General features: G+C 64.5%; 13 protein-coding genes and 1 pseudogene. 4 read left to right on the forward strand and 10 right to left on the reverse strand.

Features of this window, described 5'->3' with window-relative positions; translation table 11 throughout:
• Positions 1–349: 349 nt before the first annotated feature.
• Both G1C96_RS06450 and G1C96_RS06455 read right to left on the reverse strand, forming a co-directional pair.
• Positions 350–4,277: pseudogene (locus G1C96_RS06450) on the reverse strand (DEAD/DEAH box helicase); the annotation flags it as partial.
• A 49-nt stretch (positions 4,278–4,326) separates the two neighbouring features.
• The gene (locus tag G1C96_RS06455) at positions 4,327–6,519 is read right to left on the reverse strand and encodes a GTP-binding protein (protein WP_169275829.1); all 2,193 of its coding nucleotides are present in this window, start codon (positions 6,517–6,519) and stop codon (positions 4,327–4,329) included.
• Between the two features lie 463 nt (positions 6,520–6,982).
• Here G1C96_RS06455 and G1C96_RS06460 point away from each other — a divergent pair, with 463 nt between their 5' ends.
• From G1C96_RS06460 to G1C96_RS10245, 3 genes are all read left to right on the forward strand, one after another.
• Positions 6,983–8,227 carry a tyrosine-type recombinase/integrase gene (locus G1C96_RS06460; protein ID WP_052119031.1) on the forward strand — a complete coding sequence of 415 codons (1,245 nt, stop codon included), beginning with the start codon at positions 6,983–6,985 and terminating at the stop codon, positions 8,225–8,227.
• 92 nt (positions 8,228–8,319) lie between these two features.
• Positions 8,320–9,024: a helix-turn-helix domain-containing protein gene (locus G1C96_RS10240; RefSeq protein ID WP_223849697.1), complete on the forward strand. Its 705-nt coding sequence runs from the start codon at positions 8,320–8,322 to the stop codon at positions 9,022–9,024.
• Positions 9,021–9,758 carry a hypothetical protein gene (locus G1C96_RS10245; RefSeq protein WP_081887206.1) on the forward strand — a complete coding sequence of 246 codons (738 nt, stop codon included), beginning with the start codon at positions 9,021–9,023 and terminating at the stop codon, positions 9,756–9,758. Before G1C96_RS10240 ends, G1C96_RS10245 begins: the two co-directional genes overlap by 4 nt.
• 40 nt (positions 9,759–9,798) lie before the next feature.
• Here the strand turns inward: G1C96_RS10245 and G1C96_RS06475 are convergent, their stop codons facing one another.
• The 3 genes from G1C96_RS06475 to G1C96_RS06485 are packed head-to-tail and all read right to left on the reverse strand — an operon-like array spanning position 9,799 to position 12,580.
• The gene (locus G1C96_RS06475) at positions 9,799–10,473 is read right to left on the reverse strand and encodes an ABC transporter ATP-binding protein (RefSeq protein ID WP_043164762.1); all 675 of its coding nucleotides are present in this window, start codon (positions 10,471–10,473) and stop codon (positions 9,799–9,801) included.
• 14 nt (positions 10,474–10,487) lie between these two features.
• Positions 10,488–11,558 carry a hypothetical protein gene (locus tag G1C96_RS06480; protein ID WP_043164763.1) on the reverse strand — a complete coding sequence of 357 codons (1,071 nt, stop codon included), beginning with the start codon at positions 11,556–11,558 and terminating at the stop codon, positions 10,488–10,490.
• Positions 11,555–12,580, reverse strand: coding sequence for a hypothetical protein (locus tag G1C96_RS06485; RefSeq protein ID WP_043164765.1), 1,026 nt, complete (start codon positions 12,578–12,580; stop codon positions 11,555–11,557). Before G1C96_RS06485 ends, G1C96_RS06480 begins: the two co-directional genes overlap by 4 nt.
• 818 nt (positions 12,581–13,398) lie before the next feature.
• Between G1C96_RS06485 and G1C96_RS06490 the strand changes: the two genes are divergently transcribed.
• The gene (locus tag G1C96_RS06490; protein ID WP_043164767.1) at positions 13,399–14,676 is read left to right on the forward strand and encodes a tyrosine-type recombinase/integrase; all 1,278 of its coding nucleotides are present in this window, start codon (positions 13,399–13,401) and stop codon (positions 14,674–14,676) included.
• 123 nt (positions 14,677–14,799) lie between these two features.
• Here G1C96_RS06490 and G1C96_RS06495 read toward each other — a convergent pair whose 3' ends face one another.
• From G1C96_RS06495 to G1C96_RS06515, 5 genes are all read right to left on the reverse strand, one after another.
• Positions 14,800–16,821, reverse strand: coding sequence for a beta-N-acetylhexosaminidase (locus tag G1C96_RS06495; protein WP_043164768.1), 2,022 nt, complete (start codon positions 16,819–16,821; stop codon positions 14,800–14,802).
• A gap of 134 nt (positions 16,822–16,955) precedes the next feature.
• Entirely contained in the window at positions 16,956–17,825 is an 870-nt protein-coding gene (locus G1C96_RS06500; RefSeq protein WP_043164770.1) for a carbohydrate ABC transporter permease, read from the reverse strand.
• Positions 17,825–18,760, reverse strand: coding sequence for a carbohydrate ABC transporter permease (locus G1C96_RS06505; RefSeq protein ID WP_044088999.1), 936 nt, complete (start codon positions 18,758–18,760; stop codon positions 17,825–17,827). The genes G1C96_RS06500 and G1C96_RS06505 overlap by 1 nt, the downstream gene beginning before the upstream one ends.
• Before the next feature lie 10 nt (positions 18,761–18,770).
• Positions 18,771–20,081 (reverse strand): sugar ABC transporter substrate-binding protein, encoded by a 1,311-nt coding sequence (locus G1C96_RS06510; protein ID WP_043164773.1) that lies wholly within the window; start codon positions 20,079–20,081, stop codon positions 18,771–18,773.
• Between the two features lie 412 nt (positions 20,082–20,493).
• Positions 20,494–21,423 carry an ROK family protein gene (locus G1C96_RS06515; protein ID WP_052119032.1) on the reverse strand — a complete coding sequence of 310 codons (930 nt, stop codon included), beginning with the start codon at positions 21,421–21,423 and terminating at the stop codon, positions 20,494–20,496.
• Positions 21,424–21,483 lie beyond the last annotated feature (60 nt).

A 21,483-nucleotide genomic window follows, 5' to 3' on the forward strand; every position in this document is an offset into this window, starting at 1 on the left:
TGAATATTGCGAGAATTGGCGGAGCCGCACGCCACGCGGCCGAATCGGAACCGCAGACGTGCATATTCGCCAATTCTCGCAATATTCATGCCAATTGTGGGTGAATCCGCATATCGCGCGCGCGAACGAACGACACGACCGCCTCACGCGGACAGCAGTCCCAGCAGCTCGTTCTTGGTGAGCGACGCGAGTCCGGTGATGGCCGCGGCACCGTCCGGGGCATTCGTGCCTGCAGAGGTCGCGCCCACAGAGTCCGCAGCAGTCGCGCCCGGCCCCACAGTACCCACGGTACCCGCAACACCCACGGCACCAGCACCGCCGATGCCAGCGGCACCGCCGCTCCCGCCGACCACCTGCCGCGCGATCTCGCTCTTGGTGCGCTGCAGCCTGAGCATGCGCTCCTCCACGGTGTCCTTCGCGACGATCTGGTACACGTTCACGTCACGTGTCTGCCCGATGCGGTGCGCGCGGTCGGTGGCCTGGTCCTGCGCGGCGGCGTTCCACCACGGGTCGGCGTGGATCACCACGCTCGCGCCCGTGAGATTCAGCCCGGTGTTGCCGGCCTTGAGCGAGATGAGGAACACCGGCACGGCGTCGGCGTTGAAGCGGTCCACCAGCTCCACGCGGCGCTTCTTGGGCGTGGATCCGGTGATGACGTAGTACGGCACGTCGTGCGCCCTGAGCCGTTCCCCAATGAGGTCCAGGAACGACGTGAACTGCGAGAACACGAGTACCTTCTTGCCTTCGTCGATGCAGGTGCCCACGAGCTCGTCTATGGCGGCGAGCTTGGCCGAGCGGTCCTTGGCGTTGGCGTACAGCAGGCGCGGGTCGCAACAGATCTGCCGCAGCCTGGTCAGTTCGGCGAGGATGCGGATGCGCTCCGCGTTGAACTCCCTGACGTCCGTGTGCGTGAGCGTGGCCTTGAGGCGCTGTTCGTGCGCGGCGTACAGCCTGCGCTGCTCGCCCTCCAACTGCACGGTGATGACGTTCTCCAGCTTGTCCGGCAGATCGGTGAGCACCTGCGACTTGAGCCTGCGCAGGATGAAGACGCCCACGAGCGCCTTGAGCTTGGCTGCCTGCGCGCGTCCCTCGTCGCCGTACGCGTCGGACGATATCGGCAGCTCGTAGCGTTCGTGGAACCGCTTGAATCCGCCCAGAAGCCCCGGCATCAGGTAATCGAAGATGCTCCACAGCTCGGCGAGTCGGTTCTCCACCGGCGTGCCGGTGAGCGCGAAGCGATGCCGCGCGTCCACGGTCTTGACGGCCCTGGCTACCTTGGTGGCGTGGTTCTTGATGGCCTGCGCCTCGTCGAGCGCCATCGCACAGAACGTGATGCCGCGGTAGTCGTCCGCGTCGAGGCGCAGCAGGTCGTACGACGTGACGATCACGTCCGGGCACGGTGCCGCCGCCGTGCCCGCCGCGGGTGCCGTGTCCGACGTGTCCGACGAGCGCGACGAATCCCCGTCCGCGCCGTCGTCCCCGGCACGGGCGCTCCCGGCGTCCTGCGCCTTCCGTATCGCCGCGAGCAGCGCCCGACGGTCCGCCTTGGAGCCGGCCACGGCGCGCACGTCCAGTTCCGGCGCGAACTTCGCGAACTCCGCGGTCCAGTTGTACACCAGCGACGCCGGGCACACGATGAGCGCCGGCGCGGGCGCACCCGACTTGTCCACCGCGCGCTCCCCTGCGGTGGACGCGGGCGCACCCGGCGAACCCACCTGACCGCAGGCGTGCCGAGCCAGCAGCAGTGCGATGAACTGCACCGACTTGCCCAGGCCCATCTCGTCGGCCAGAATGCCGCCGAATCCCTTGTCCCACAAGGTCTGCAGCCACCGGTAGCCGGTCACCTGATACGGCCTGAGCACGCCGGCGAGCGCATCCGGCACGGCGTAGCGGTTCGGATCGATCACCCTGAGATCGTTCACGTAGCGCGCGAACGAGGCGTCCTTGTCGGCGTCGTCCACCTCGCCGTCCACCAGGAACGCCTGGAATCCGGGGATCGTCACACGGCCGTCGCCGCGGTCGAAGGCGTCGGCGTCGAGTCCCAGATCGCGCGCGACGTCGGCGAGCGCGTCCATGCCCTCGTCCCGTGCGGCGAGCGGCACGAGCGTGCCGTCCCTGAGCCGGTGGAAGCGCTGGCGGCGTCTGTAGCTCGCCAGCAGCGCGCCCACCTCGTCGGGCGGCACCTCGTCGGCCAGCACGGAGACCTCCACGAGTCCGCCGTTCATCGCCGCGCCGAGACGCACCTTGGGCGGTCTGGGCGCGAGCAGACGGTCGAACGCCGGCGTGGTGAACACCTTGCCGGCGTGCCGCAGCACGGCGAGTCCTTCGTCGAACAGCCGCACGAGCGCGTGGGTGTCGTCACGGTCGATGCGCCCCGGATGCCGCGTGTCGTCCACGGCGAAGTATCGGCGCACCATCTGTTCGGCGATCCGTTCGGCGGCGAAGTCGTGCGATCCGCCGCGGTCCGCGGGCACGAACGGGATGATGCCCACCTCGCGCGCGCCGTAGCGCGCCCTGAGCATGCAGGTGACGCCGTTCTCGTTGCGGTCGAGGTAGAACTCGGGTTCGCAGGGCAGCGGCTGCAGCTGGCGCACGTCGTCGGGGATGTCGCCGTCGAGTCCGGCCTCGCGCAGCATGGGCAGCAGGGTGCGTGCGAACAGCGGCAGGTCGTCGTCGGCGACGAACCGTCCCTCGGGGTCGCCGTCGCACAGCGATGCGATGACCGGGCGCACCGGGGCGCATGATTCGGGCAGTCGACAGAACCAGCGATGCTCTCCGGGGCGGTGCAGCGCGCCCGTCCGGCTCCCGGCGTCCGCGGAACCCTTCGAGGCCGCGTCGGCATCCGCGCCGGGCGCCAGCAGCCCCAGCCGCACCAGATCGTCATCGGAGAGGTCGGCGATGGCGCCGATGCCCATGGACGACAGCGCGCGTGCGGTCTGCGCGCCGGTGCGCGGGGCCTCGTCCGAGGTCTCCGCGGCCGCCGTGTGTTCCGGCGCCGGCCCCACGAGCAGGTAGGTGCGGTCGGCGCCTTCGATCAGCGCCTCCACCGCCACGTTGCCGTGCAGCGCGTATCCGGAGGTCGCGCCCTGTCTGGCCCGGCGCATGGTGATGCGGATCGGCTGCTCTCCGGCCTCCACGGCCGTGGGCGTTCCCTCGGCCCGGTCCCACGGGTCGAACGCGAGCCCGATGCGCCGTCCCTCGCTGGCGTGCAGCAGCTGGACGACCTCGTCGTCGGTGAGCGCCATGTCGCGTTCGATGACGGGAGCGGAGTAGTAGCGCGCCGCCCTGAGCGCGACCGCGCGAGTGTCGGCGACGCGCCGCATGAACCGCAGCATGGCGCGGCCGTGGTCGTCGAGCATGTCCGGCGTGTGCGTGAACGCGAGCCTGACGCCGTACTGTTCGTATTCGCCGCATCGCATGTTCAGCACGAAGCGCGACACGGACTTGAGCACGTAGGATGCGCCGTTGACGCGGTTGACGATGCGGAACGACACGCTCCACGCGCTGCCGGACGAGGAGCCCGTGTGCGAGAGCGCGGGTTCGATGCCCACCTTGCCCGGCGCGGCCATGGATGCGGGCATCGCGGATGGTGCCGCGGCGCGTGCGGAGGAACGCGACGAGGACCGCCCGACGCCGAACGTGCCGGTGCGCTCGGCCAGCGTGCCTCCGCGCCCGGATCCGTCCCGCCCGCCATCGTCCGCGGGGTCGACGCCGCTCTCGCGCAGCAGCGCCTCGTGCCGCGCGCGCCTGCGCAGCTCCTCGGCCTCGTCCATGCGGCGCATGTAGTCGAGCAGGTCCATGGAGCTGCCCGCCGCGGCGGCGCCCTCGAATCCGGCGAACCGGTTCGGATGGTCGGCGAAGTGCAGCACGAGCGCGGCCATGTGCTTGCACACGTCGTAGCGGTACCCGGTGTATGCGGGGCAGGTGCAGGCGCCGTCGTCGTATTCCTCGGTGTGCGGGTCGAACGAGACCCAGACGCGGTAGACGCTGCCCGGCGAGCTGGAGCCGTGCACCTTGCCTCGGATCGTCGCCAGGTTCCCCTCGGAGTCCGTCTCGTACGTCAGAGAGAACATCATGACGTCGGCCTTGGCGGCGATGGCGCGGCCGCGCATCATCACCGCGGCGGCGCAGTGGTCCTCGAGCTCCTCGGGCAGCACGGCGAACACGCGTCCCGCGCTTCGGCCCGAACCGGCGGCTCCACGCGATGCGGCGGCACGCGAACCGTCCGCAGAACCGTATGACGCGCCGTACACGTGCCCGTATGTCCCGAAACCCATGCCGCTCACTGTAGCGGCCGCGGCTTACCGGCGCCGCGCGGCGGCCCCGTCAGACGCCGGCGCACCAGCCGACGTGCATGAAGTCGGGCACGCGGTACCACTTGACGGGGTATCCGGCGCCGTGCGCGCAGAACACGGAGTCCGGCGTGTGCTCGAGATCGGCCTCCGGATCGTAGGCGGCCTCGGCGATCACGCGGTCGGCGTCGTGGCACGGACGGTAGCCGCCGAACGTGGCGGAGAACCTGCCGCGGCCGTGCGTGTAGGCGTTGATCTCCATGGCGTAGTCGCGCATCTCGGAGACCGGCGCGCGTCCGACGATTACGGCGTACTCGCCCGTGCCGTCGGACGACGGCGGATCGAACTCGCCGCCCATGCGCTGCACGTCCGCCATGGCCCGGCCGATCATGTCGCCCGGCACCTCCAGACGGAACGCGTACCACGGCTCCAGCAGCCGGCAGTTGCCCGGGTCGACGCGCACGTCGCCTTCGCCGTCTCCGCCCCGACCGGCGCCGTCCCGGTCCTTCTCCGCCTCGGCCGCCACGTCCAGCGGCCCTTCGGGGCGGCCCGCGGCGATCTGCTCGTCGCTCGGATGCCCCGTCACGCCGGAGCGCGCCTCCATGAGTCCCTGACGGATCGCCCGGTACGTGGCCTGACGGAAGTCGCCACCCTCGGTGTGCTTCTCGTGCGCGCGGCCGCCCACCAGCGTGATCGTCATGTCCGTCAGCGAGGAGCCGGTGAGCACGCCCAGATGCTCGCGTTCCCGCAGATGCGTGAGGATGAGCCGCTGCCAGTTGCGCGCGAGCACGTTCTGGCCGCACGCCGTGGCGAACCGCATGCCGCTGCCGGGCGCGCCGGGCTCCAGCAGCAGATGCGCCTCCGCATAGTGCCGCAGCGGCTCGAAGTGCCCCACGCCCTCCACGGGAGCCGTGATCGTCTCCTTGTACAGCACGGATCCGGCGCCGAACGCCGCGTCGAGGCCGAACCGCGCGTGCAGCGTCTGCTGGATGATCTCCAGCTGCACCGCGCCCATGAGCTGCACGTGGATCTCCTGCAGCCGCTCCTGCCATGCCACGTGCAGCAGCGGCTCCTCGTCCTCGAGCTCGCGCAGCGCCGTGAGCACCCGATGCAGCGTCAGATCGTCGAACGCGCCGCCATCCGGCGCGGTGACGGCATAGGTGAGCACCGGCTGCAGGCTGGGCGGCTCGGCGTCCGGCTCCGTCGCCAGCCCCTCGCCGGGGAACGTATGCTCCGGACCGGCCACGGCGCACACGCCGCCGGCGGGCACCTCGGTCACGGTCTCGAACCGCGCGCCGTCGTAGACGCGCAGCTGGTCCGCCTTCTCCAGCGGACGTCCGTCGTCGGCGTCCCCGTCCGCGGCGGACGCGGAGCCCTCCGACCCGCCGAGCATCGCCTTGGCGCGCAGCGTACCGCCGGTCACGCGCAGCCATGTCAGCCGGTTGCCCTGGTCGTCGTGGCTGATCTTGAACACCCTGGCGCCGAACGCGTCCGGCCACCGCCGGCTCGGCGCGAACCGCTCCAGACCGTCCAGGAACGCGTCCACGCCGTCCAGCTTCAGCGCGGACCCGAAGTACACGGGCACCACCTCGCGCGCGGCGATCATCGCGCGCAGCGTGGCGTCGCCGACACGCCCCGTCTCCAGAAATTCGTCCATCGCCGATTCGCTCTGCGTGGCCAGATCCTCCCACAGCGACTCGTCCACGTCCGCGACGCCCGCCGCGTCCCCTTCGGCGTCCTCCCGGTCGCCGCCGAACGCGCCGAACGGCATGCACGCGTCGGACAGCCTGCGTCGCAGCTGCGCGAGCACGGCGTCGCGGTCCACGCCCGCGGCGTCGCACTTGTTCACGAACACCACCGTGGGCACACGGTACTGCGCGAGCAGCCGCCACAGCGTCTCGGTGTGCCCCTGCACGCCGTCGGTGGCCGAGACCACGAGGACCGCCATGTCCAGCACGCGCAGCACGCGCTCGGTCTCCGCCGCGAAGTCCACGTGCCCCGGCGTGTCGAGCAGCGTCAGATGCAGGTCCCCGCGTTCCACCACCGCCTGATGCGCGTGAATGGTGATGCCGCGGCGCTTCTCCAGCGCATCCGTGTCCAGGAACGCATCGCCATGGTCCACGCGCCCCAGCCTGCGGATCCGTCCCGACCGGTACAGCAGCGCCTCGGACAGCGTGGTCTTGCCCGCATCCACATGGGCCACGATGCCCGCCACGATCCTCGCCATGCCACGCTCCCCTCGTGTCTCGCGGGTGTTCGGCGCGACCGAGCCGCCCGCAACGAAAAAATCCCGCAAACCTTGGGCTTGCGGGATCGGTTGGTACCCCCTGAGAGGGGGATACGGCCCAGCGTCGTACAAGTCCACATCCACCACTCCGGGGGCAAATAAATTCACTTTCATTTCTTACAAAACCAATCATAGCAACGGTTCCCGCTTTCTTCCAATAGACACGCAAGCAGTGTTGCTCCTTAGCGTCATCTTCATGCGGCTGATGGTCGAAACGACCTGTGACGAGTGATCGAATCATCCTAAACCCCAATGATTGCAAGGCCTAAGGTGCCGTAGGTGCATTTTTAGGTGCAATGGCTCGCCGAGAGCCCATTCGGCCACTTGGTGGCATTTTTGGTGGCATTTTTCCGAGGCCGTTATGCGTGCCATCGATCCTGGATTCAGCACAAGGAGCATCATCATGTCCGCAAGGACGAAGAAGGACAGAATGGGGCCGTCGCCGGAGCGGCGGAGCAGATTCGGCACCGTGACGCCGCGCTACGACGCCGCGGGCAATCTCATCGCCTGGCAGGTGCGCTACCCGGACCCGAAACGACCGGGCAAGAAGGTCCAGCGCCAGTTCAAGCCGGACATGGAGCACGAGGCGCACCAGTGGCTCGAAAAGGAGCGGCATCTGGTGGAACTGGACCGCAAGAACATCCAGGAATGGGTCCATCCGTCCGAACGCCGCCGCAGGAAGCGCGCGAGCCTTATCTCGTTCGAGGATTACGTGACCCGATGGGCGGAGGGATACCGGCTGCCGAACGGCGAGAGGATAGCCGGCGGCACGCGCCGGAACCTGTATCTCGACATCGCGCACTTCATGCCGGGCTTCAAGGGCAAGCTCCTGACCGAGATCACGCCGAAGGACATCAAACGCTGGTACGACGCACCGCACCCCGAGGGGCAATGGGCGTTCCGTCGCTCATGCATGCGCCTGAAGGCGGCGTTCGCCAGCGCCACGAAGATGAGCATGGACGGCTCCCCGCCGCTGATCCGCGACAACCCGTTCATCCTGCCCATACCGCCAGCGCCACGATCCGCCAGGGAGGACGTTCCGCCGGTCACGCCGCTGGAACTCAAGCTGATCGCGGAGAACATGCCCGACTACACGAGACTGGCGGTGATACTCGCCACGCTCGTCGGAGGTCTCCGTTGCGGCGAGCTGTGCGGCCTGCAGGTCAAGGACATCGATCTGAAGGCCAAACGCCTGACCGTGCGCCATTCCGTCAACAGGGGCTATGCGGATCGCGGTTCGACACGCATCGCCAGGACCAAGACCGACTCCAGCCGGCGCACCGTGCCCATCCCCGACGGTCTCGTTCCCCTGATTCACGACCATCTGCTCAGGCACTGCGAATGGACGGACCCGGAAGCCATGGTCTTCCGCCCCAGACGAGCCTCGGTGATGAGTCAGACCACCCTGGAGGCCCAGTTCCGCAAAGCCAGGGAGAAAGCCGGCCGACCCGACCTGACCTTCCAGTCCCTGAGGGCGAGTCACGCGACCCTGCTCATGCTCAAGGGCGGCACCTTGAGGGAGGTCATGGACGAACTCGGCCACGTCAGCGAGAAGGTCGCCATCAAGCACTACCAGCGCATCGTCGCCCGACACCGCAACCAGATCGTCAACCAACTCGCCGAAGACTTCATCAAAGCAGCGCAATGACCACATATGGACGAATACGGATTGAGATGTCCTGCCGTCCGATGTATACAGAACTATTCCCAATATGGAATAGTTCTGTATACAATAGAGGTATGGCTATCAGAACGAATCGGACGCTGCTCACACGGCGGGAAGCCGCCCGCCGACTCGGAGTGAGCGAACGACGGGTCAGCGCGCTTCGCGCTGCCGGCCGGCTTGAATCGTTTCCCGTGGGAGGCGGCTCGCTGGTCACGGAGGATTCCGTACGCCGCCAAGCACAGTGGCAGGGGGCGGACGGGCGCCCGTATTCACCGGACATGGCGTTCGGGGCACTATACATGCTTAGCGGGCTCGACGCGCCATGGCTGGGCCGGCAGCAACGGTACCGGCTCAAAGGCTACCTGAGACAGATGGATGCCGAGAATCTGACTCGTCTCACCCGACGGCGCGCAATGATGGTCGAATACTGGTGCAGAGATTCCAACCTCGCCAAGGTCGAAGCCCTCATTCGTCCCTCCGCCGCCACCGGAGCATTGGCCGCCTCGTTCCAATTGACCGCCACGAACGTGGTGGAAGGCTACGTCACCGCCGATGCTCTAGATGACGTCATTCGGCAATGCCGGCTGAAGCAGGGGACGACGCCGGTTCGGGTGCGACTCCATGTCACCGACGGTCTTCCCGCCGGTGAGGGCCCTATGCCTCTCGGCGTATGTGCGGCCGACCTGGCCGAATCCAACGACCCGAGGGAACGCCGCGCCGGTCTGGAAACCCTCCAACGGCTGATCGATGAATATCATCGCAAGGAGCATCAGGCATGATTCCGACAATCCACATTCCCAGCACGGGCCATCCGTGGAGCACCGTGTACGCGGTCGCCGCGGCGGACATCCCGGAATCATGGCTGCTTACGGGCGGGCTCATGGTCCAGCTGCACGCCATCATGGGCGGATTGACCGCGCGTCCCACCACCGACGCCGACCTGCTCGCCGATCTCATGACGGACCGACGCGGCATCGCCAGACTGCGCAGTATCCTCGCCGCCCGCGGGTTCGAGACGCAGCCGGGCACGCTGACCGGATACACGACCCGCATGAGCGCGCCGAACGGCGACGTCGTGGATCTGCTGGTCGCCGACCACCTGCCCAAGTTCCTCGGCAACGACGCGACCATCGCCGGCACGCCGGTACTGTCCATGCCGGGCGGCGCTCAGGCCGTGGAACGCAGCATGCAGGTCGGACTTATCGACGACCAGAGCGGAACTGAAGTCACAATCCGTATCCCGGACCTGCTCGGCGCCCTGATACTCAAAAGCGCGGCCTACAGTGCCGACCACGCCGGCTACGGTGAACGCCACCTCTACGACGCCGCCCTGCTGGCATCACTCATCCCGGACCCTGACGCTGAACTCATGCGCCTGCACAGTGGTACCGACCGCAAACGCATCAAACTCCTGCGCGACCAGCTCACCGAGGATTCCCCCTACTGGGACAACCTCGACGAACCACACCGTCAGGACGGACTGGATGCCATCGAAACACTCGCCACATGGTAAATCATTTCCTGTAGCTTCGGCCGATGTTTGGCGACAACCTCTAGAGAAACGTGCCGTCTCGCATGGTGAGGGTGGTTTCGCATTGGGCCGCGACGCGTGGGTCGTGCGTGGCGAGGATGAGCGTGGCGCCTTGCCTGCATTGCGCGAGGAGCATGGTCATGATGACGTCGGCGGTGTGCGTGTCGAGTGCGGCCGTGGGTTCGTCGGCGATGATGATGGCCGGGTGCATCACGGTCGCCCGGGCGATGGCGATGCGTTGTCTTTCGCCGCCGGACAGTTGTCTGGGCATGCGTCGTGCCTTGCTGGCGAGTCCGACTTGTTCCAGTGCGGCCGTGGCGCGTTGCCGGCGTTCGGCGCGTCCGATCCGGGGGTTCGCGTATTCCATGGGGATGGCGACGTTGGCCCATGCCGGTTCGTCTTCGAGGATCGCGTAGTCCTGCGGGATGAAGCCGAACATGCGGTTGCGCCATGCGGAACGGTCCGTGTCGTTTTCCGGTGCCGGGCGCCCCTGCAGGAGCAGGGAGCCGGAGGTGGGTTTCATGGACAGTCCGATCATGCGCAGCAGGGTGGATTTGCCGCATCCGGACGGTCCCATGATGGCGATCGACTCCCCGGCCGAGGCGTGCAGGGATACGTCGTGCACGGCGAGGAGCTGCGCCTGCCCGTCCGTGTATCGTTTGGTCAGGTTTCTGGCGTCTATGGTCGTCTGTGGCATGGTCGGTGCTTCTTTCATTGGATGTGTGTGGTTGCGCGTCGCGCGGCGGTCGTCCAGATCGGGATCGCCATGACGAGGATGACGGCGATCATCGTCCGGGATGCGGTGGCCACCGGTTCCCCTATCAGCTGGAAGCATGCCAGTACCACGGTGGCGGGCAGCAGCATGCTGAGGATGAGTCCGGCGACGCGGATCGCCTCGTCCACGGCGGTGGCGCCGTAGAGCCGGCGGACGAGCATCGACGGCCGTTCCCGTGCGAGGGTCACGGACAGTGTTTGGATGATCACGATGACGGTGAGCGTGAGGAAGGCGGACAGTCCGAGCAGGTACATCAGTGCGCGTACGATGAGGTCCTTGTCCCGTTGGGGTTGTTCCGTGTTCAATCGGTGTGGCACGAGTATCAGGCCGGCGTCGCGGCTTCCCGTGATGAACTCGTCGAGCCGGGTCCGGGACGGGTTGAACATGACCGTTTTGGTCACCGCCTCTTCGAGTTCGATGTCGTTGAGCCGGTTCAACGAACTCGGGTCGAGCCGGATGACGAGATACCGGTCCAGGTTGATGCCGGCGGTGTTCGGGTCGAATATGGCCGCCGAGGCCGGTAGCGTGCCGGTTACCTTGACGTCGGTGCCGGCGATATGCACGCTGTCGGGCGCCTGCGCCCGGTCCACCCGGTAGCCGATGGACGCGCAGGGCGCGTGGGAGCACAAGCCCAATCGGGGGAACACGTCGTCGACGTTGCCCATCAGGATGATGGTCGGTATGCCGTTGGCGAACCCGGGATCGTCGATCTCGATGTTGTTGATGATCGCGGAGTACGCCCTGCCCTGTTCCAGCATGTCCTGCAGGCCATCCGCCACCTTGGGGTCCGTCTTGCTCGGGGACTGCAGGAGGTATTGCGGGGAGAACGTGACCGCGTCGGCGGCCCGCAGGCGGGCCTCGCCGCCGATCACGCTGGACTCGGTCAGCACGTCGCTGAGCGTCATCGTGAACACGCTGCCTGCGAAGACTACGAGCAGCGTGATGCCGAGGATCGATCCCCATCGCCTCAATCCCATACGGACGCCGGTCATCAGTTCATGGATCATCGTTCCACCTCGTCATTCGATCGTATGCCGAACCATTCGGCCAGACCCGTCACCAGCACCGTCAGGGCCGTCCCGCCGATGAAGGCCGCGGCGAACGCGACAGCCGGGCCGATGCCGGTCCTGCCCGACACCACGGTGATGAGCACGGCACTCAACATGGTTCCCGCCAGCACGCCCGTCACAATCGAGGCAACGGCCCCGCGCACCCGGCCCGCCCACACCTGCCTGCCAGTGGCACCGAACAATCGCCTGACATGCAGGTCGGCCTTCCTCGCCGTCTCCATCGTCGTCACGCACACGCAGGCGCAGACCAACGCCAGTACGAGGAACAACAAGGTGACGCCCACGAAGGAATCCCCGGCAAGGGACGACCACAACGACTGCGCCTGAGGCCGGGTCACGTCCATGCCACAGCGCGCGAACAGATCCGAAATCTCCCGGAGCCGCTGCGGGTCGCTCGTGTTCACGTACACGCTGCCGGGAAACAAGGGAACCGCCCCCAACGGGAGCACATACTGCAGATTGCCGCCCACGTTCACCCCCGGAACCCTGGCGACGCCGCCGACGGAAAACCCCTGGGGCAGCAGCGGGGCATCCCCATGCTCGCGCCATTGGCCGGCCGAGAACGACGACTCGATCACACAAGCCATGCGACTGTCCATGTCCCGGCATCCGCGCGGAAGCGCATCGGCCCATCCGATGGAGGACCCCGACGACTGGAACACGATCGCCGGCCAACCGTCCCCCACGGAACCCTCCAACAGGGAAATACCGTGACCGGAAAGATACCTGGCCAGATCACGCGTCGCCTCAAGATTCTTCCCGTCGTCGTGCTCGGCATCCGCCGAAGCGGTCAGCACCAGTTGCGTCCGCGCATCGGACATGCCCCACTGCGAGCCACGCCAATCAAGAACGCTCCAGTACACAGCCCACGCAAGAAACGAAGACAACACACCCAACAGCAACGATATTGCGCAAATGGATGTAGAAAAAATCTTTAGATGATGGGTAATTTTTAGCATTCCGTATCTTTCCAATCACGGTATTTCTAGATGGGTGCAATAAGAAATGCGTCAGAAGTATTCAACGCCCCAGTAATAGTGCGTGACGTACTTATCGCCCCACAATACGGAATCCCAGACGGAGTCCGTCCTGCTTCGAACCTGAGTGTCTCCTGAATAGGAAGCAGCTGATGTATACAGGCGTCCGGTATCCAGACTGGGGCCGGCCTGTCGGGTGAAGCGCTGATATCCGCGACGCGCGTGACGCCCGCCATCATTATAGGAGGCCTGAATCTGTACATAGCCATTCACCTTGATGCCGCCAATGCTGCTTTCCCATGTGCGACCATAATTCGGACCGCCGGCAAAAGCGGTAGAGGGCAATGCGATGCCAGTTATACCCAGAATTGTCGCAAGGACAATTGCCGTAAATTACTTTCGCACAATCATGATTACTCCTTTGTTTTTGTTGGGAAATTTGGAATGTGTAAAGGCATACGTAAAAACTAGATGGTAATTACTTTCCTTTCTGCTAGGTGTCGAAGCCCTATGACTTCATCTTGCAAGATTCAGTCTTCTGCCCAAGCGAGAGAGAAGCAATCAGAAAAGGAGTTATTGACATCTAGAGATGACTTGCAATACGTCAATCGCGGGAAGGGAGAGATACAACTAGCTGCTTCTATAACCCGCTTAAGGCCGATTATGTTTGTTTTTGTCATCTCTGGATGACAAAAACAAACAACGGTTCTTTCAGCATATCTGCCTACACTGGTTTTTGGTTTCAATCTCCCCACAAGGCGCACGCAGGGTGCGCCTTTTCGCGATCGAGGGAGATCAATATGCCGAAAATCAGGCATTCCCATGGAAACCATCCGCAGAAGCCTCCGCGAAGCAAGTGGGGAACCGTGCTGGCCCGTTATGACGGAACCGGCATGCTAATCGCATGGCAGGTTCGATATCCGAATCCATTAGAACCTGGCAAACGCGTCCAACGCCAGTTCAAGCCGGATCAGGAGCTCGAAGCCCGTAGGTGGTTGGAAGCCGAAAAGTATCTTGTCAGTCTCCATCGTAACGGCATCGCCGAATGGGTTCATCCAACGGAACGAAGCCGACGAAAAGCCGTCGCGGAAAAGAGCCGGACACAACGCAATATGCTGTTCCGCGACTATGTGATGCGATGGGCCGAGGAATACCGGCTGCCCGACGGCAATGGTATCGCCGGTGGCACGCGTCGCAATCTTTATCTGGACATTGGCCATTTTTTGCCAAGTCTTGGGGACCTGCCGCTTAACGAGATCACTCCGTCCATTATCAAGGCTTGGTATGATGCGCCTCACCCGGAAGGACGGTGGGCGTTCCGACGCTCATGCATGCGACTGAAGGCGGTACTGGAGTCAGCCACCCGTGGCGGATTGGACGGTTCGGAGCCATTGCTGTCCTTCAATCCCTTCATATTCCATATTCCGCCAGCGCCACAGCCCGCCCGCATCAATGTACCGCCGGTGACTCCTTCCGAACTGATCCTGCTGGCTGACGCCATGCCCGATTACACCAGACTGTCCGTATTCCTCTCGACTTTAGTGGGTGGTCTGCGATGTGGTGAACTATGTGGGCTTCAGGTGCAAGACATCGATCTGAACAGGCAGATACTTCATGTCCGGCACTCCGTGAATCGCGGTGACGCTGACAGAGGGGATCTCCAATTCGGTAAGACGAAAACGGAATCCAGCATCAGGAACGTACACATCCCGGATACCCTGATTCCTCTTATTCGACAGCACCTTTCTGATTACTGCGATCTGACACGACCGGATTCGCCGGTGTTCGTGCCCAAACGTGCAAGAATCATGTCCCAGACAACGCTGGACGGCCAGTTCGCCAAGGCCCGGCTGAAAGCAGGACGCCCTGATCTGACATTCCAGGCATTACGAGCCAGCCATGCAACATTACTCATGATTCAGGGTGGAACGTTGCGGGAAGTCATGAATCAATTGGGACACGTCAGTGAGAAGGTGGCTATCCGGTACTACCAGCTCACCGTCGCCTCACATCAGAGTCAAGTGGTTGACGAGCTTGCCGAATCATTTATGAGCGACATTCAGCGGCGTGAGTCCTAGACCAAAGTGATGCACCATCGCGATACGTGACTCACCTTCATATAGGAAATGCCGTGAGGGATCTGAATCTGGTCCCTCACGGCATTTCGGTCTCTGACTGGTCGAAGTCTCACAATCGCAGCATCAGACGGATTGGAAGCGCAGATAGTCCGTTAACTCCCACACCGTATCTTGCAGCCGACGAAGTTCGGAGTCTCGGCTGAGAGTACTCCATTGCGCCGCATACGCCTCCATCCAGATTTCCAGCGCTTCGGCAAGACGCGCCGTATCATCATGCTGAGATGCGGCACTTGACTGCAAAGAGTCGATGACCCCGACATCGGACGCAAGCTGGAGACCAACTCGGTTCAACAGTCGTTGCCCCTCGATGGCTACGCGGAATGCAGCGGCGTTTCCTGCGATTCGCGGTCCTGCGGTCGCGGTGATCGCGGAGATTCGACGGGCGCTGGTCTGCAGAAGGTGATCTGCGGTTTCACCGAGCGAGATGTGGTGCTTCAGATAGCGGAGCAGCATCCGTCGGGATTCCACAAGTGACGGTGCCCGGCTTCCGTCCTGAAGGGCGCGGATCACATCGTCTGGTCGTTCGTTTTCCGGCAGCAGTCCTGGGATGGTTTGCAGGACACCGGTGTTGACGCCGCCCCGTCCGTCATCAAGTTCCAGCCAAGTGATCAGGTGGTTCCATTGGAAGCAGGCCGCATGGCTTGCGCGAGCAAGGATATCAAGCAGTTCTCCGCTGGCGTCGTGGTATTCGAGTCGGGAGATGCGTCGGAGCATGTCGGTCTCGTCGGGGATGCGCCCGGGGTTCCAGGATTCCTGTGCGCCGATGATCATGCCGGGGATGGCCATGCGCGGGTCGTTGACGTGGCCGAGGTCGCCCCAGTCGGTGACGAGCATGCCTGCCGCTTGGTATTGCGTGCCGTAGCGGGCCATGCGGGTGATGTTGTTCCAGGCGTCGTCGATGCGCGGCAGGAGCGCGTTCCAGCACCATACGGCCGGGCACACGATCTGTGTGGCGCCGGATTGGGCGACGGTGCGGACCTTCTCGTCGGTGACCTGCGGGTCGTACTGCCAGTTGAGCAGGGTGACGGCTTCGGGGAGGCGCTCCAGGATCTCGGGGTGTTCGAGGGCGATGTCGCCCCACATCATCGGCTGTTTGCCTTGGGCTTCGAGGTGGCGGCACAGGCGGGTGACGTAGTCGACGTACATGGCGGCGACGCCGATCTCCTCGGCGAAGGTCTTGGAACGACCCCTGCCGAGGTCGAAGGTCTCGTCGGCGCAGATGTTGAACTTGTCGGAGCGGAACAATTGCAGGTAGTCGTCGATGAGCCGGCATGACAGAGTGAAGGCGCGTTCGTCGCTGATGTTCAATGTGTGGTGGCGCATGCGGTCGATGAATCCGAACGGTTCGTCGGCGGTCTCGGGGAACTCGCCGAGATCGCGCAGGCTCCGGGTGCGCAGGGCCATGTAGAGGTGACCGAACGTGGAGACCGACGGCACCAGCTCGATGCCCCGTTCGGCGCAGTAGTCGTCGAGGTCGAGGATGTCGCGCGGGGCGAGCGGGCTGGAGCCGCGCCATGTCTCGCTCATGCCGTCGAAGCGGAAGGTGTGTTCGACGTAGAGCTGGAGCTGGTTGTACTTGTAGAGGCAGAGTTTGTCGGCCCAGTGTTTGAGCCAGTCGAGGGTGGGGACGCGCCCGCGGGTGACGTCGAGGTAGTAGCCGCGCGTTTCGAAGGCGGGCCGGTCCTCGATGTGCAGGAGGGGCAGGGCGGCGCCGCATTGGCGGATGAGCTGGCGCAGGGTCTGCACGCCGTTGCGCACGCCCTCGAAGTCCACGCCCGCGACGGTCACGCCATCCGGGGTGACATCGAGCGTATACGAGCCGGACGGGTGTGCATGGGGATTGTCAAGTATGGTCAGGGTGATGAATCCCGGCCAGCGGTCGCCCGTCGCGATGTCCCATTCCAATCCGGTGGCTGCGCGGATGTCGTCGATGAGTTGTGCGGCGAGTATATGCCGATCGTCACCGACCGTGCGCGCTTCGTTGATTCGTCCGCACATTGGCAGCAATGCGATGCCTGCTTTATGCTGCATGGTTTGCGGCGTGGGGATGATGGTCCATCCTTGCAGGAGTATTTGGCCGTTCATGGGAAGTTCCTTTCTTGGCATATCGCTAAGGATTGTTGTGAGGTTCGTTTGGCCCTGAGATGGCAGTGCGGTGTCGAGGCCATTTCGCGGATATGGTCCCGACACCGCACATGCTGCCGATCGATTCGGTTGGGTTATTTGACGGCTCCCGTGGTGACGCCCTTCATGATGTTCCTTTGAATGATCATGAAGAAGATCACGACGGGCAGGGAGAAGATAACGGATGCGGCCATCTGCCCGCCGAAGTCGGTGCCCATGGTGGGCGTGGAGAACGAGGAGAGCCACACGGGCAACGTATACTTCGCCTGATCCTTCATAAACGTGTAAGCGGTCATATAGTCGTTCCACGCGTTGATGAACGCGAACACGGACGTGGACACGATGCCGGGCGCGGCCAGCGGGAAGGTGATCTTCCACAGGATCTGCCAGTCGTTGGCCCCCTCAACGGCCGCGGACTCGAAGATGTCCTTCGGGATGTTGAGGAAGAAGCCGCGCATGTTCCAGATCGCAAACGGCAGGACCATGGCGATGTACGCGAGGATCAGGCCGCTGTACTTGTTCAGCAGGCCGAACTGGTTGAAGATGATGAACTGCGGGATGATGCCGCCCGAGGTCATCTGGATGGCCAGCACGAACACCATGATCGCCTTGCGGCCGCGGAACCGGTAGAGGGTCAGGGCCGCGCACGCGAAGAACGCGAGGACGATCGACAGGACGATCGACACGGCGGTCACGATCACGCTGTTCTTCAGGTTCGTCAGGAAAGACGTCTGGGTGACGGCCACCATGAAGTTGTCGATCGACAGCTTCGCGGGCCAGAACACGGGCGTGGCGGTCATGATCTGGTTGCGCGGCTTGATCGACGTGACGAACATCCAGTAGACCGGGAAGATCCACACGATGCAGAACGCGACGGCCAACACGATCGTGCCGATGCGGCGCAGCCGTGAGGAAAGGCTGCGCTTGGCTCGCGGCGCGGCAGAGGTTATGGTTGCGGTGGTCATCACAGGTCCTCCCCGGATTTGAGCAGGTATCGGATGTACACGCTCGTCAGGGCGAGCAGGATGAGCGTGACCAGCACGCTCGCGGCGGCGCCGGTGCCGATGTCGAACGACACGAACGCCTTCTTGTAGGTGAAGATGCCGATCGTCGCGGTCGTCTCGCGGGGGCCTCCCTGGGAGACGAGCCAGATCTGGTTGAACACGTTGAAGTCCCAGATCACCGACAGCATCGTGATGACCATCAGGCTCGGCTTGATCAGCGGCACGGTGATCTGCCAGTAGCAGCGCAGCTTCGAGCAGCCGTCCAGCTGGGCCGCCTCAAGGCAGGACTTGTCCACCTGCGTGGTCGCCGCGTACAGGTTGATCGCGATGTACGGGACGGCCTGCCAGACGACCAGCAGCCAGATCTCCAGGAACGCGAGCCACGTGTTGTCGGTCCACGACAGGTTCGTCACGTCCCCGAACAAATGGGTCTGGGTCAGTAGCCAGTTGACCACGCCGTACCCCGGCTGGAACAGCCACTTCCATACCACCGACGAGGCGACGTTCGGCATGGCCCACGCGAAGATCAGCACGAACGTGACCAGCCAGCGCATCACCGGCCCCAGCTTGGTCATCAGCTGGGCCACGCCCATGCCGATCAGCACGCTGCCGGCCACGAGGGCGGCAGCGAACCCGAACGTGCGGGCCAGCGACTTGTAGAACTCCGGGTCGGTCAGCACGTTCTCGTACTGGTCGAACCCGACGATGTTGAACGAGCCCGTGAACAGGGTCTTCTGGTTGAAGTCCGTGAACGACGTGAAGACCAGGAAGATCAACGGCACCACGACCAGCGCGATGATGATCACGCCGGCGGGTGTCAGGAGCCACAGGGGCGTCAGATTGCGACGCCGCTTCACCACGGGGACGGCGGCAGCCGTCGATTGCGCATTGCTCATCACGCTTCCCCTACTTCTTCGCGTACAGGGAGTCCGCATGCTCGTCGAACGACTTGGCCGCGGCCTTGGCCGTGGTGGCGCCGGTGGCGATGTCGCCGAAGCAGTTCAGGGAGCTGTCGTTCTCGATGGTCAGCCATTGCGGTGACGCCGGCGTGGCCTTGGTGTTCTTCGCCGACTCGAAGAAGCCGGTCAGGTAGGACGGGAAGTCCGCGGACTTCATGACCTCGTCGAGGCCTTCGACGTAGTTGGGCATCCACCCGTCCTTGGCGAACACGTAGTCCTTCTGGATCTCGGGGCTCGCGGCGATCTTGATCCACTTGAGCGCCAGCTCCTGACGCTTGCTCTTCTGGGCGACGCCCCATACCGAGCCGGCCATCATCGCCGGCTGGAGCTTGCCGCTGGCGCCGGGCATGGGGAACGATCCCAGATCGTCGGTCGTGAGGTCGGGGTTGTACTGCTGGATGGTGCGGATGCCGGCGCTGTTGTTCAGGATCGCGCCGGTCTTGCCTTCGGCCAGCAGCTGGCTGAAGTCGGGGTTGCCGGTATCCAGCGAACGGGACGCCTCGGAGGACCACTTGTGCTGGAATTCCAGCCATTGGTCGATGCCCTTGAGCGAATTGTCGCTCGACAGGGTGCTCTTCCAGGTTCCGTCCGACTGCTGCTCGGCGAAGTCGCCGCCGGCATCCCAGATCCACCGTGCCGCCGACTTCCAATCGCGGCCGGGCATGTAGAACGGGGAGAAGTCCTTGTCGGTGTTCGCGTCCCGGAGCTTCTGCAGGTCGGCTTCAAGCTCCTCGTACGTGCTCGGCGGATTGTCGATTCCGGCCGCGGACCACATCTTCTTGTTGTAGATCACGGCGCCGGCGGCCCCCAGCGCGGGGATGCCGTACAGTCTGCCGTCGATGGTGGCGGGCTCCTCAAGACCGGACAGCCAGGTGTGCCCCTGCCTCATATCGTCGGCCTTGTCCGTCAGATCCAGCAGGCCGCCGCTCACGGCGAACCCGGCGACCTGCGTGTTGCCCAGATCGATAACGTCCGGCGGCGTGTCCGTGGACAGCGCGGTCGTCACCTTCGTGTTGATGTCGGCCCACACCTGGGTCTGCACATCGACCTTGACGCCCGTCTCCTTGGTGAACCGCTCGTTGATCGCCTTGATGGTGTCCTCGCTCTGGTCGCCCTGCATGATCCACACCGTCAGCTTGCCGCCCGCGGACGCATCCTGCTGCGATCCGCCGGACGGGGCTCCCATCGAGCATCCCGACAGGGTGAGCGCTGACGCGGCCGCCAAGGCGATGGCCGCGGAAATCCTCTTCGTTCTCATGGTGGTTTCCTTTTCCTGGAATGCCTGCCCGACGCCGCCGTTCGGAGGAATGGCGCGACGTGCCGCTGCGCACGACGGTCCCGGGTCCGTATCCGCCCGCGCTGCCATGCGTGGACGATGCTGTTTCGGACGCCGTCGCCGGCGCCCGAAACAGCGCCTGGGAACGTGATGTCACATCGTTCCTCGACATGACATCACGGCATGAATGACCAGAATTTTGTTAGTCATCCTTGCTTAATTCCCTTAGTTGGTTTCAACCTCCTTGATAGCCAAGGATATGACGCCTTTATCTTTTTTGCAAGTCAGTCGAACAAAATAAGGGGCATGCTACGGCCTTGCTTGGCGAAACCTGACGGAACGCGCGGCATTCGGCCCGACGCGCCGAAGGGGGGCGTTGCATCGGGAAGTGCGGTCAGCAGGCGATGAGGGATGCACCGAGCGCGCCGATCGGAATCGACGGGTCGGCGAGCCGCAGACGTTCCGTCAGGCGCAGACCCGCGATGAAACCGCTGGAGGATTCCCGCCTGCGCAGTTCCCCGCGCAATGCGTCAAGCAACGGGGAGCCGACGCGCGAGACGCCGCCCCCGATGACGATGACCGAAGGGTCCTCGCCCTGGGCGACGATCTGCACGACGTCGGCGAGGGCATGCAGCAGGATGCCGAGAACCCGCCCGGCTTCGGCATCGCCTCCTGCGGCCTTCGCGAGGATGTCGGGCAGCGGAGGATCCGCCATGGGCCACATGCGTCGCAGAGCCCCTCCCGAGCATGCGGTCTCCAGACATCCGCGTTGGCCGCATTTGCATGCCACGCGGTTGGAATCCACCGGAAGGTGGCCGATCTCCCCGAGGGCGCCCGTGTCGCCGCGTTCGACGAGACCGGCGCGGACGAATCCGGCCGCCAGCCCCGTCCCCAGGTTGACGAACGCCATCCTTCCCTGACGGAGCCGTTCGGGAAGCGTCCCATAGGCTCCCAGCGCGGCGGCGTTCACGTCGTTGTCCACCCACACGGGCAGACCGAGCACGCCGGACGCGCGGCCCCCGAGCTCCAGTTTCTCGATTCCGAGATTGACCACGTTCTCCACCTGCCCGGTGTCTCGGTGGACCAACCCCGGGATGCCGATGCCCACCGATCTCACATCACCGAACCTCATGCCGGCCACCTGCCGCACGATGGCGGCCACGTCCTCCACGACCTCATTGCCGCCCTTTCGGGCCGTCCTGCGTCCGGACGCGAGGATGGCGCCGGCCGCGTCGGTCAGCACCGCCTCGATCTTCGTTCCCCCGACATCCACTCCGACGCGCAGGTTCTCTATTTCCGTCGCGCCGCCGCCGTTCATCATCATGGCAATCTCCGTTCCCGTTGGACGGACTTCTCTTTCGTCCGCCGATCATTATGTTCGAAA

This window comes from Bifidobacterium moraviense (assembly GCF_012932365.1).
Taxonomy (GTDB): domain Bacteria; phylum Actinomycetota; class Actinomycetes; order Actinomycetales; family Bifidobacteriaceae; genus Bifidobacterium; species Bifidobacterium moraviense.

Bases quoted from the DNA above. Each gene is read 5' to 3' on its own strand.
- G1C96_RS06455 (WP_169275829.1), bottom strand. From the start codon at position 6,519: ATGGCGAGGATCGTGGCGGGCATCGTGGCCCATGTGGATGCGGGCAAG.
- G1C96_RS06460 (WP_052119031.1), top strand. From the start codon at position 6,983: ATGTCCGCAAGGACGAAGAAGGACAGAATGGGGCCGTCGCCGGAGCGG.
- G1C96_RS10240 (WP_223849697.1), top strand. From the start codon at position 8,320: ATGGCTATCAGAACGAATCGGACGCTGCTCACACGGCGGGAAGCCGCC.
- G1C96_RS10245 (WP_081887206.1), top strand. From the start codon at position 9,021: ATGATTCCGACAATCCACATTCCCAGCACGGGCCATCCGTGGAGCACC.
- G1C96_RS06475 (WP_043164762.1), bottom strand. From the start codon at position 10,473: ATGCCACAGACGACCATAGACGCCAGAAACCTGACCAAACGATACACG.
- G1C96_RS06480 (WP_043164763.1), bottom strand. From the start codon at position 11,558: ATGATCCATGAACTGATGACCGGCGTCCGTATGGGATTGAGGCGATGG.
- G1C96_RS06485 (WP_043164765.1), bottom strand. From the start codon at position 12,580: ATGCTAAAAATTACCCATCATCTAAAGATTTTTTCTACATCCATTTGC.
- G1C96_RS06490 (WP_043164767.1), top strand. From the start codon at position 13,399: ATGCCGAAAATCAGGCATTCCCATGGAAACCATCCGCAGAAGCCTCCG.
- G1C96_RS06495 (WP_043164768.1), bottom strand. From the start codon at position 16,821: ATGAACGGCCAAATACTCCTGCAAGGATGGACCATCATCCCCACGCCG.
- G1C96_RS06500 (WP_043164770.1), bottom strand. From the start codon at position 17,825: ATGACCACCGCAACCATAACCTCTGCCGCGCCGCGAGCCAAGCGCAGC.
- G1C96_RS06505 (WP_044088999.1), bottom strand. From the start codon at position 18,760: ATGAGCAATGCGCAATCGACGGCTGCCGCCGTCCCCGTGGTGAAGCGG.
- G1C96_RS06510 (WP_043164773.1), bottom strand. From the start codon at position 20,081: ATGAGAACGAAGAGGATTTCCGCGGCCATCGCCTTGGCGGCCGCGTCA.
- G1C96_RS06515 (WP_052119032.1), bottom strand. From the start codon at position 21,423: ATGATGATGAACGGCGGCGGCGCGACGGAAATAGAGAACCTGCGCGTC.